This window comes from Mesorhizobium sp. LNJC405B00 (genome assembly GCF_000502615.1).
Classification (GTDB): Bacteria; Pseudomonadota; Alphaproteobacteria; order Rhizobiales; family Rhizobiaceae; genus Mesorhizobium.
The window spans coordinates 1-12,117 of record NZ_AYWC01000020.1; the positions used below are offsets into that span (position 1 = coordinate 1).

Below are 12,117 nucleotides of genomic sequence, written 5' to 3' on the forward strand. Positions count from 1 at the left end.
GCTCTCCTTGCAAAGGGCCGAAAGTGTAACCCATGTCTCCGGAATGAACTGTCACCCATCTCTCGGGAAGGGCAACAGACACTTAGGTGTTTGTTCTCCCGACCCACAAGATAGCTTGATGCAAACCGGCCGCGTCGGCGTCGCTGTCAGCATGGTGTTTTGACGCGACAACCATCCGCGCTAACTCGATAATAGGAATGCCGCCGAGACAGCGGCCCGGAACGAGGTTTGCGGAAGATGAATTTGTTTATTTCAAGCGCAGGCCGGCTGTCAGCGATGCTTGTTCTTTTCCTGATGGCAGGCTGCTCATCGCTGGGCAGCGCGGTCAACCCGGCGAAATACGACCGCATGACATGCGCCGAGCTCAACAATGCGGTGGGCGATACCGCGCGCGAAATCTCGCAGACCGCCATCACCCGCGGCAAGGTCGCCAACACCAGCGTGCCGAACTGGCTGCTCGGCGGCACGCGCGTGAAGAGCGCAGTGGCCAAGCGTGAGACGGCCAGAATCGAACTGCTGAAGCAGCGGCAAGAGGCCATTGTCGCGACAAGGGCCAACAGATGCCCCAGGTCAGCGGGCTAAGCGAACTGGCCCTACCCTGACTATCTGCTGAACGTCACGCCTTAAGCACTCAGCCTGAAGCGCGTGACATCGATTGCCGCAGCCATCAGCGTCTGCGTGTAGGCCGCCTTCGGGTTGCTGAAGATCTCTTCCGTCGGCCCTTCCTCGACGATCTTGCCCTGCCTCATGACGATGATGTAGTCGGCCATGGCGCGCACCACGGAGAGATCGTGGCTGATGAAGAGGTAGGACAGTTCGTGGTCGGCCTGCAGCTTGCGCAGCAATTCGACGATCTGCTTCTGCACCGAGCGGTCGAGCGCCGAAGTCGGCTCGTCCAGCACCACCAGTTTAGGCTTCAGGATCACGGCACGCGCGATGGCGATGCGCTGGCGCTGGCCGCCGGAGAATTCGTGCGGGTAGCGGTTGCGTGCGTTGGGATCGAGTCCGACCTCGAGCAAAGCCTCGACGGCGCGCTGATCGCGTTGCTTGCCTGACAGGTTCGGCTCATGCACCAGAAGCCCTTCGGTGATGATCTGGCCGACGGTCATGCGCGGCGACAGCGAGCCGAACGGATCCTGGAAGACGAGTTGCATCTCCCGCCGCAGCGGCCGCATCGCCTGGCGGTCGGCGGTGGAGATGTCGCGGTCGCCGAAGCGGATGACACCGTCGCTGGGCAACAGGCGCAGAAGTGCGCGGCCGAGCGTCGATTTTCCCGAACCGGATTCGCCGACTATACCGATGGTCTGGTTGCGCTTCAGCCGGATCGAAATGTGATCGACGGCGCGTAGCAGCAGCGGTTCGCCGGCAAGGAAGCCGCCGCCGATCTTGAAGGTCACTTCGACATTGCGGCCCTCCAGCAGCACAGGAGCGCTGGGCGGCGGCGCCGCCTTGGTGCCGGTCGGTTCGGCGGCCAGCAGCATTTTGGTATAGGCATGCTGCGGGTTGGCGAAAAGTGCTTCCGCCTCGCCTTCCTCGACCACCTCGCCATAGCGCATGACATAGACGCGGTCGGCAAAGCGCCGGACGATGCCGAGATCGTGGGTGATAAAGACGATGGCCATGCCGAGCTTGCGCTGCAGTTCGGCGAGCAGCACCAGGATCTGCGCCTGGATGGTGACGTCGAGCGCCGTCGTCGGCTCGTCGGCGATCAGGATGTCGGGGTCGTTGGCCAATGCCATGGCGATCATGACGCGCTGGCGCTGGCCACCCGACATTTCGTGCGGATAGGATTTCATCCGCCGCTCGGGATCGGGGATATGCACCAGCCTGAGCAACTTGAGCGCCTCGTTCCGTGCCTCGGCTGCGTTCAGCCCGCGGTGCTTGCGGATCGGTTCGATAAGCTGGTTGCCGATCGAATAGAGCGGATCGAGCGAGGTCATCGGCTCCTGGAAGATCATGCTGATCTTGGCGCCGCGCACCTTGTTGAGGTCGGGCTTGCTCATGGTCAAAAGGTTGCGGCCGCGATAATCGACGTGACCCGTCGCCTCGCCGTTGGACGCCAGCAGGCTCATCGCCGCCATCATGGTCTGGCTCTTGCCGGATCCGGATTCGCCGACCACGGCAACGGTTTCACCTGCCTTGACGTGGATGTTGATGCCCTTGACCGCTTCGACCGCGCCGTCGAGCGTGCGGAAGCGGACGCGAAGGTCCTTGACGCTGAGGATCGTTTCGGGCGTTTCCATCGCAACGGTCCCCATCTTATCGGTCCCCATCTTTATCGGTCCCATCTTCATCGGTCTCTCGGATCGAGCGCGTCGCGCAGGCCGTCGCCGACGAAGTTCAGTGCAAACAGCGTCGACACGAGGAAGAAGGCGGGGAACAAAAGCAGCCAGTTGGCGGTGCCGATGTTCTTGGCGCCGACGGAGATGAGCACGCCCCAGCTGGTCATCGGTTCCTGCACGCCAAGGCCGAGGAAGGACAGGAAACTTTCCAGGATGATGACCTGCGGCACCAGCAGCGTCATGTAGATCACCACTGGTCCGAGCAGATTGGGGATGACATGGCGCAGCAGGATGCCGCGCTGGCCGACGCCCATGGCTTCGGCCGCCTGGACATACTCCTGCCGCCGGATCGACAGCGCCTGGCCGCGCACGATGCGCGCCATGTCGAGCCACAGCACCGCCCCGACCGCCAGGAACATCAGCACGAAATTGCGGCCGAAGAACACCACCAGCATGATGACAAAGAAAATGAAGGGCAAGGAATAGAGCACGTCGACGATGCGCATCATCACCTCGTCGATCTTGCCGCCGGAAAAGCCGGCCGCCGCCCCGTAGAGGACGCCGATGACCACGGCGACAATGCCGGCAAGCAGGCCGATGGCCAGCGAGATGCGCCCTGCCATCAGCGTTCGCGAGAGAAGATCGCGACCGGTGTTGTCGGTGCCGAACAGGAAGTACTGCTGTTTGACCGACGCAGTCATAGTCAATTCGAGCCCGTCGGCCGATTTGCTCTCTATCTTGGTATCGTCGAAGGCATCGGAGCGGTCGAGATAGCGGATGTTGCGGTCGTCGATCGGTCTGGTCGAGGTGACGGTGACGGTGACGCGACTGCCGTCCAGTTTCCACTCCTTGATGTCGACGCGCATGCGCTTGATGGCATCCTTGAGCGCCGTCTCGATCATGTCGGGCTTCGGATAGGCTGAAAAGCTTGGCGGCGTGCGCACATAGTCGGCATAGATGGTGGTGTACTGATGCGGCACGAACCAGGGGCCGAAGATGCTGATGACGCCAATGAAGGCCAGGTAATAGAGGCTGAACATGGCGGCGCGGTTGGCTTTGAGGCGCGCCCATGCGTCGCCCCAGAGCGAGCGGCCGACGACGGCCGGCGGAGCGGCGGCGGCTGTGATGTCAGTCATAGCGCACCCTCAGTCATAGCGTACCCTCGGATCGACGACCGCGTACATGACGTCGACGATCAGGTTGAAGACGATGGTGAAGAGCGCGATCACCACCACGGTCCCCATCACCAGCGTGTAGTCGCGGTTGAGCGCGGCATCGACGAAATAGCGGCCGACACCGGGAATGGAGAAGATGGTCTCGACGATGACCGAACCGGTGAGCAGCGCCGCGGCTGCCGGGCCGGTGAAGGAAACGATCGGCAGGATGGCGCCGCGCAGCGCGTGCTTGACCACCACCGACCAGTCGGAGAGGCCGAGCGCACGCGCCGTTCGGATATGATGCGAACGCAAGCTCTCGATCATCGACCCGCGCATCAGGCGGGCAACGATGGCGATCTGCGGCAAGGCCAGCGTCAGCACCGGGCCGATCTTGTTGATCAATGCGCCATCACCCCAGCCGCCGATCGGCAACAGCTTCCAGGTCAATCCGAACACCAGCTGAATCACAGGAGCGATGACGAAGGTGGGGATAGTGCTGCCGGCGGTCGCCAGCGCAATCACCGTATAGTCGCCAAGCTTGTTCTGGTTGAGCGCGGCGATGGTGCCGAGCACCGAACCAAGCAGCAGCGCCAGGATCAGCGCGGAGGTGCCGAGCTGGACCGATATCGGCAGCCCCTTGGCAAACAGTTCGGTGACGGTGAAGTCAGGCAAATTGTAGCTCGGCCCGAAATTGCCGCGCAGGAGATTGCCGAGATAGTGGGCATATTGCAGCCAGAGCGGATCGTCGAGGCCGAACTGTGCTTCCAGATTGGCCCTGATCTCGGGACTGAGGCCCCGCTCCTGATTGAAAGGGCCGCCCGGTGCGACGCGTATCAGGAAGAACGCCATGGTCACGATGACGAACAGCGTCGGAATGGCGGTCAAAAGCCGCCGTAAGATGTATCGCAGCATCGGCGCCCCGCTTCGGCCAGAGCGACATACGTCCATACGGACGCATTGCCACGCTCCGGCGCCAAATCTTCGCACCGGGCTTGCCGAAAATCGACCACGACTTTCGGACCGGTGCGATGACCGACCAGTCCGCCGCGCCCAAATGGGGCGCGGCGGTCCAGTCAAGGATGATTATCAGTCCTTGGAGACGAAGCGGGACGGATGGATGTCCATCACATTGTCATCGAAGCCATGCAGCTTCGAGGAAACGATATCGTGGAAGCTGTAGTAGAGAAGCGGAATGTTGCCGACGTCATCGACAAGGATGCGCTCGGCCTCGGTGAGGTCCTTCATGCGCTCTTCCGGCTTGCCGCCGGCAGCCGCGGCCTTGTCCATGGCCGCCTCATATGCCGGGCTGACGTAGTTCGAATAGTTGTTGCCGCTGGCCTTGCGGGTGATGCCGAGGAAGGTCTCGGGATCCTTGTAGTCGGCGATCCAGGCGGCACGCGCCACGTCGTAGTTGCCCTTCTGCTCGAGGAAGGAATAGTGGGTCTTGGTATCGGTGTTGAGCAGCGTGATCTCGACGCCAAGCGGCTTCAACTGTTCCTGGATGGCAACCGCGGTGTTCTTGTGGTTTTCCGAGGTGTTGTAGCGGATCTCCATCTTCAGCGGATGCTCGGGCGTATAGCCGAGTTTCTCAAGGATCTTCTTGGCGGCGTCCTCGCGGTCGATCTGCGGCATGTCGGCGTATTTGGCCATTGCCGGCGTGTAGCCGGCGATGCCCGGAGGCACCATCGAATAGCCAGGCAGCATGGAATTCTGCCAGACCTTTTCGGCCAGGAAGTCGCGGTCGATAGCCATCGAGATGGCGTTGCGCAGCTCGACATTGTCCCAGGGCGCCTTGTCGGTCTTGATCGCGTAATAATAGGTGCCGAGATACGGTCCGACGCGGACCTGATCGCCGAACTTGGTCTTGAGGTCAGCGAGCTGTTCGGTCGGCAGGTCGCCGTAGCTGTCGAGTTCGCCGGCCTCGAAGCGCTTCATCGCCGAAGAGCGGTCTTCGGTCGGGATGTAGTTGACGACGTCCATCTTGACGGTCGCGGCATCCCAGAATTTCGGATTCTTGACCAGCTTCATGTGGTCGTTGGGAATCCACTCGGCCAATGTATAGGCGCCGTTCGAAACGAGATTGCCCGCCTTGATCCAGTCGGCGCCGAGCTTGTCGATCGAGGCCTTGTTGACCGGGTAGGTAGCCTGGTGGGTCAGCATCTCCAGGAAGTATGGCGTCGGCGCCTTCAGCGTCACTTCCAGGGTGTTGGCGTCGATCGCCTTGACGCCCATGTCCTCGGGCTTGCCTTTCTTGGTGTTGACTTCCTCGGCGTTCTTCACGGGATAGAGCATGGAAGCGTATTCGGCGGCGGTCGCCGGATCCTCCAGCCTACGGAAGGAATAGACGAAGTCGTCCGCCGTCACCGGGCTGCCATCCGACCACAAGCCGTCCTTGCGCAGCTTGAAGGTGTAGACGGTGCCGTCATCAGATACCGTCCAGCTTTCGGCGGCGCCCGGGATGAGGTTCGTCTTCTGATCGTGCATGACCAGTCCCTGGAACAGGTCGCGTATGATATCGGCTTCGTAGACGGTCGAGGTCTTGTGCGGATCGACCGTCTCCGCTTCGGCGGCGCTGCCTCTGTTATAGACGGTCTCGGCAAGGGCCGGCGTCAGGAACGTGCCTGCGGCAAAGGTCATGGTCGCGGCGACAAGCGTCGCCTTCAGCATATTTTTCAGCATGAAGTCTCTCCCTGTGGCGCTGCCCATCGGCTGCGCCTTACGAGTGTTGACGCCCCGGAACCGATTTCTGGCCCCTTCGAGCGCGCCGCCGGTTCCCGTTCCGGCAGCTGGTGGCAGGAGACTAGACAGACGGAAATATTATTTCAACCGAGTCTTGCTTGACGCTAAGTGAGCATCCTCACCCTAAACCAGCCATAGCTAATCTATACTATCAGGTTCAATTGGGTGCAGCTTGCGGTTGTCCTGCAATTTTGCATTTTGCCCTCAGCAGTTGTCATTAGCGCAACCATCTGGAAACATTCCAGGAATGCAGTTCGTGGCGAAGCTCAACGAAAGTACCTAAGAAGCCCGAAAATGAAAAACGTGGCGCCGGTGACGTTGCGCGGATCACTCGGCACGGTTGCATGCGGACTCGATCTTTTTTGAAGCCGGACGGCGTCCCTGAAAGATCAGCCAACCTTGCCGACAAACCAGCCCAGGGCCGGCAGCAACAGCCCCTCCTCCTGCAGGACGGCACCGCCACCCAGAGCGATCGCCTCGACAGGCTGGAGATCCGGCGGCAGCCGCCAGTCGGCCGGCTTGTCGGCGAAATTGAAGACGCAGGGCAATATCTCGTCCTCGCCCTGCCGGATGAAGGCAAGGACATCGCCGTCGGTATCGAGAAAGCGGATCGGGCCCTTGACCAGCGCCAGATGCGCCTTGCGCAAGGCGAGCGTCGTCCGGTAGCCGGCGAGCACGGACTTGTCGTCGGCGTTCTGGATATCGACCGCCCGAGCGCGGTGGCTTTCCGGCACCGGCAGCCAGGGTTTTCCCGAGGAAAAACCGGCATTGTCGGCGCCCGCTTCCCAGACCATCGGTGTGCGGCAGCCGTCCCTGCCCTTTACCCCCGGCCAGAAACGGATGCCGACGGGATCGCGCAGATCCTCGAAGGTCAGTTCCGCCTCCTCCAGCCCAAGCTCTTCGCCTTGGTAGAGACAGATCGAGCCCCGCAGGCAGGAGAGCAAAGCGATAGCGAATGTCGCCACCGCATCTGGATCGCCGCCCGGCCGCGTCCAGCGGCTGACATGGCGCACGACATCGTGGTTGGAGAACGCCCAGCAGACCCAGCCGTCGGCGACAGCTGCCTCGAAGGCCTCGACGCAGCCGCGCACATGGGCGGCTGAGAATTGCTGACCGAGCAGGTCGAAGGTGTAGCACATGTTGAGCTTGTCGCCGCCGGATGTGTAGGCGGCCAGCGTCTGCAGCGAACGGCCTTCGTCGCCGACCTCGCCGACACTGGCGCGGCCGTCATATTCGTCGAGCAAAGCGCGGAAGCGCCTGAGGAAACCGAGGTTTTCCGGTTGCGTCTTGTCGAACAGATGCTCCTGGAAGAGATAGGTGTTGGTTTCGCCATTGGTGCCGGCGACGCTCGACGCCAGCGGCGGATTGCTGCGCAGCCAGCGGTCGTGGACATAGTAGTTGACCGTATCCAGGCGGAAGCCGTCGACGCCGCGCTCGAGCCAGAACCGCACCGTCTGCAACAACGCGTCTTGAACCTCAGGATTGTGGAAGTTGAGGTCCGGCTGCGAGGCGAGGAAATTGTGCATGTAGTATTGCCGGCGGGTCGCGTCCCACTCCCAGGCCGGGCCGCCGAAGACCGACAGCCAGTTGTTGGGCGCGTTGCCGTCCGGCCTGGTGTCGGCCCAGACATACCAGTCAGCCTTGGGATTATCCTTGCTGGCACGGCTCTCTACAAACCATTCGTGCTTGTCGGAGGAGTGCGACAACACCTGATCGATGATCACCTTCAGGCCGAGCCTGTGCGCCTCGGCAACCAGCGCGTCAAAGTCGTCGAGCGTGCCGAACATCGGATCGACCGCCTGATAGTCGGAGACGTCGTAGCCCATATCGGCCATTGGCGATTTGAAGAAGGGCGACAGCCAGACGGCGTCGACGCCGAGCGAGGCGACGTGCGCCAGCCGTGAGGTGATGCCTGAGAGGTCGCCGCTGCCGTCGCCGGTGGTGTCCTGGAAGGAGCGAGGATAGATCTGGTAGATGACGCAGCCGCGCCACCAGTCGGCGCTCTGTTCGGGTCCCGGCTGGGCATTGTCGTCGGCCATCACGGACCCTTCCTGGCGCGGGCCTTTGCGGTCCGGCGCTCGATCATGAAACTGACACTGCGGCCGGGCAGCGGCCACGCGAGGTCGACCGCTTGCGCTTCAACAGCCGGCTGCCATTCAAACCCTTGCCGCGCGGGCAGCGTGAAGACGCATTGGCGGCGATCGCCATTGACGATCACAGCCAGGCGGCCTTCCCCGCCATCGCCGAGCAGCATGACGAGGCGATGGCGCGAGCCATCGTTCCAGTCGGCTTCGCCGAGCGGCGCGCCGGTCTCGGTCAGCCAGGCGACGTCGGGCGTTTCAGAACCGGCCGGCGGCTCTCCGGTCAGGAAGCGCGTATCGGAAAGCGCCGGCACCGCGCCGCGCAGAGCTGCGAGCGCGGACACATGGGCTTCCAGCCCGACGTCGCGCCCGGCCCAGTCGAGCCAGGTGATGGCGTTGTCCTGCGCATAGGCGTTGTTGTTGCCCCCTTGCGTGCGGCCGAATTCATCGCCCGCCGTCAGCATGATGGTGCCGCGCGAGGCGAACAGAGTGGCGAGCAGCGCGAAGCGATCATGGGAACGGGCCTCGGCAATCGCCTTGTCCGAGGTTTCGCCCTCGACGCCGTTGTTCCAGGACAGGTTCTCATTGTGGCCGTCGCGGTTCTTCTCGCCATTGGCCTGGTTGTGCTTGGCTTCATAGGCGACGATATCGGCCAGCGTCATGCCATCGTGCGCGGCGATGAAGTTGACCGTGCGGCTGGCGGATTGGCCCTCCCTGCCGAACACATCGGAGGAGCCGGCGAGCCTTGTCGCCAGCGCACCGACCGCGCCGGCATCGCCGCGCCAGAAGCGCCTGACGTCGTCGCGGTAGCGGTCGTTCCATTCGAGGTAAGGCGGCCGGAAATTGCCGAGCTGATAGCCATTCGGGCCGATGTCCCAGGGCTCGGCGATCAGCACCCTGTCGGCAAGGATGGGATCGGTTGCGATGGTTTCGAGCAACGGGGCTGCCGGATCGAATGCGCCATCGACGCGACCGAGGACCGGCGCCAGGTCGAAGCGGAAACCGTCGACGCCGGCTTGGCGGACGAAATGGCGCAGCGTGTCGAGTACCATGTCGCGAACGACCGGATGGTCGCAGGCGATGGTGTTGCCGGTGCCGGTATCGTTGGCCAACCTGCCGTCCGGCTCGCTGCGGTAGTAGGCTTGATTGTCGAGGCCGCGCAGCGACAGCGTCGGCCCGAGCCGGTCACTTTCGCCGGTATGATTGAAGACGAGATCGAGGATGGTGCCAATGCCAACCCTGCGCAGCACCCCCACAGTATCGCGCAACTCGGCGAGGCCGCCGGGCGCCAGGCGCGGGTCGAGCGCCATGAAGGTGACTGGGTTGTAGCCCCAGGCATTGCTGAGGCCCAGCGGCGGCAAATGGCGCTCATCGACCCATGCCGTCACGGGCATCAGCTCAACGGCGGAGACGCCGATCTTTCTGAGGTGTTCGAGGATGGCCGGATGGGCGAGGGCTGCAATGGTGCCGCGCTGCGCTTGGGGCACGTCCGGATGCAGTCTGGTGAAGGAACGGACATTGAGTTCGTAGATCAGACCGCCCGGCTGGAACAAAGGCGCCTTGGCCGGCAGCGGCTTGGGCAGCGCGCGGGCGACGGTCTTCGGCATCAGCGGCGCGGTATCGGTGCCTTCGTTGCGCCGGGCGGCAAGCCGCCAATGATGCTGGTAGGGCCGGTCGATCTCGACGGCGTAGGGATCGGTGAGCAGCTTGTCGGGATCGAACCACAGCCCGCGCTCCGGCGCATATTCGCCGTCGGCGCGAAAGCCGTAGCGCGTACCCGCGGCAAGGCCGGCGACGAACAGCGCATGGACGCCCTCGCTTTCCGGCTGAAGTTCGAGCCGGTCGATTTCACGGGCGCCGGTGTCGTCGAAGATCGGCACCCACAGGCGCCGCGCAGATGACGACCAGGCGGCGAAGCGGATGCCTTCGGGAGTGACCGTTGCGCCGAGTTGGGTCATCGGCGCATCCTCCACCCTCCCCCTTGTGGGGAGGGTCGCGAACGAAGTGAGCGAGGTGGGGGTCGGCGCGGGGAAAGCGCTTTACGAGCACCCCCAACCCGATCCGCTGCGCGGATCGACCCCCCCCNCCCTCCCCCTTGTGGGGAGGGTCGCGAACGAAGTGAGCGAGGTGGGGGTCGGCGCGGGGAAAGCGCTTTACGAGCACCCCCAACCCGATCCGCTGCGCGGATCGACCCTCCCCACAAGGGGGAGGGTAAAGACGTCACCACCCTCAAGTAATCACGCTCGGCTTGTTGCGCCCGGTGTGGCTCTTGATCCCGGCGATATCATCGGCAGCCGCGATCAGGTCAGCGAGCGCCTCTTGCGTGTCGAGATCATGCCGCGCTCTGTCCGGCTCGTAGCGCTCGATGTAGACGCGTAGCGTAGCACCCGACGTGCCGGTGCCGGACAAACGAAACACGACACGCGAGCCGCCTTCGAACAGGATGCGGATGCCCTGGTTCTTGCTCACCGAACCGTCGACGGGATCGTGATAGGCGAAGTCGTCAGCATTGGCGATCTTCAGGCCGCGCACGCTAGTGCCGGGCAGCGAAGCGAGCTTGGCGCGCAACTCGTCGACCAGGGCGTTGGCGCGCTCGGTTTCGACCTCCTCATAGTCATGACGTGAATAGTAATTGCGGCCGTAGGTCGCCCAATGTTCGGTGACGACGTCCTTGCAGCTTTCGCCGCGCACGGCCAGGATGTTCAGCCACAACAGCACCGCCCACAGCCCGTCCTTTTCACGGACATGGTTCGAGCCGGTGCCGGCGCTTTCCTCGCCGCAGATCGTTGCCATGCCGGCATCGAGCAGATTGCCGAAGAACTTCCAACCGGTCGGCGTTTCGTAGATGCCGATGCCGAGCTGTTCGGCGACGCGGTCTGCCGCGCCGCTGGTCGGCATCGAGCGGGCGATGCCTTTGAGGCCGTCCTTGTAGCCCGGCGCCAACTGCGCATTGGCGGCAAGCATGGCCACCGAATCCGACGGGGTGACGAAAATGCCCTTGCCGATGATCAAGTTGCGGTCGCCGTCGCCGTCGGAAGCGGCGCCGAAATCGGGCGCATCCGGTCCCATCATCTCGTCATAGAGATGCTTGGCGTGGACCAGGTTCGGATCCGGGTGATGACCGCCGAAATCGGGCAGCGGCTTGTAGTTGCGGCAGGTGCCATTCTCCGCGCCAAGCCGGCGCTCGAGGATTTCCTTGGCATACGGGCCGGTGACCGCATGCATGGCGTCGAAGCGCATGCGGAAGCCGTATTTGAAATTGGCGCGGATGGCGTCGAAGTCGAAAAGGCTTTCCATCAGCTCGGCGTAATCGGAGACCGGGTCGATAATCTCGACCGCCATGCCGCCGGCGGTCACCGTGCCGATCTTGTCGATGTCGATCTGGTCGATGTCGGCGGTCTTGAAGCTCGAAATCGTCTTGGTCTTTTCGAAGATCGCGTCGGTCAGCTTTTCCGGCGCCGGGCCGCCATTGCCGGCATTGTACTTGATGCCGAAATCCTCGTGCGGGCCGCCCGGATTGTGACTGGCCGACAGGATGATGCCGCCGAAGGTCTTGTATTTGCGGATGACATGCGACGCCGCCGGCGTCGATAATATGCCGCCCTGCCCGACCATCACCTTGCCGAAGCCGTTGGCCGCCGCCATGGCGATGGCCTTCTTGATGACCTCGCGGTTGTAGAAGCGGCCGTCGCCGCCGATCACCAGCGTCTTGCCCTCAAAGCCCTCCAGCGCGTCGAAGATCGACTGGATGAAGTTCTCGGCATAGTGCTCCTGCTGAAAGACAGGCACCTTCTTGCGCAGTCCGGACGTGCCGGGTTTCTGGTCGAGATAGGGTTTGGTGGCGACGGTCCGGATCAT

Annotated in this window: 8 protein-coding genes; 1 reads left to right on the forward strand and 7 read right to left on the reverse strand. The window is 63.0% G+C overall.

Annotated elements, in window-relative coordinates:
• Positions 1-276: 276 nt before the first annotated feature.
• Positions 277-582, forward strand: coding sequence for a hypothetical protein (locus X756_RS140070; protein WP_245264575.1), 306 nt, complete (start codon positions 277-279; stop codon positions 580-582).
• A 41-nt stretch (positions 583-623) separates the two neighbouring features.
• Here X756_RS140070 and X756_RS140065 read toward each other — a convergent pair whose 3' ends face one another.
• The 7 genes from X756_RS140065 to X756_RS140035 form a co-directional block, all read right to left on the reverse strand.
• Complete coding sequence (locus X756_RS140065; RefSeq protein WP_023687204.1) at positions 624-2,243, reverse strand: ABC transporter ATP-binding protein; 1,620 nt, start codon at positions 2,241-2,243, stop codon at positions 624-626.
• Positions 2,244-2,290: 47 nt separating this feature from the next.
• Positions 2,291-3,418, reverse strand: coding sequence for an ABC transporter permease subunit (locus tag X756_RS140060; RefSeq protein ID WP_023705465.1), 1,128 nt, complete (start codon positions 3,416-3,418; stop codon positions 2,291-2,293).
• A gap of 9 nt (positions 3,419-3,427) precedes the next feature.
• Positions 3,428-4,351, reverse strand: coding sequence for an ABC transporter permease subunit (locus X756_RS140055; RefSeq protein ID WP_023684574.1), 924 nt, complete (start codon positions 4,349-4,351; stop codon positions 3,428-3,430).
• A gap of 174 nt (positions 4,352-4,525) precedes the next feature.
• Positions 4,526-6,118 carry a peptide ABC transporter substrate-binding protein gene (locus X756_RS140050; RefSeq protein WP_023670734.1) on the reverse strand — a complete coding sequence of 531 codons (1,593 nt, stop codon included), beginning with the start codon at positions 6,116-6,118 and terminating at the stop codon, positions 4,526-4,528.
• Positions 6,119-6,567: 449 nt separating this feature from the next.
• On the reverse strand, positions 6,568-8,217 hold the full coding sequence (locus X756_RS140045; RefSeq protein WP_023731346.1) for an alpha-glucosidase family protein: 1,650 nt from the start codon (positions 8,215-8,217) through the stop codon (positions 6,568-6,570).
• The gene (glgX, locus tag X756_RS140040; protein WP_023731347.1) at positions 8,217-10,217 is read right to left on the reverse strand and encodes a glycogen debranching protein GlgX; all 2,001 of its coding nucleotides are present in this window, start codon (positions 10,215-10,217) and stop codon (positions 8,217-8,219) included. Before glgX ends, X756_RS140045 begins: the two co-directional genes overlap by 1 nt.
• Before the next feature lie 271 nt (positions 10,218-10,488).
• Entirely contained in the window at positions 10,489-12,117 is a 1,629-nt protein-coding gene (locus X756_RS140035) for an alpha-D-glucose phosphate-specific phosphoglucomutase (protein ID WP_023731348.1), read from the reverse strand.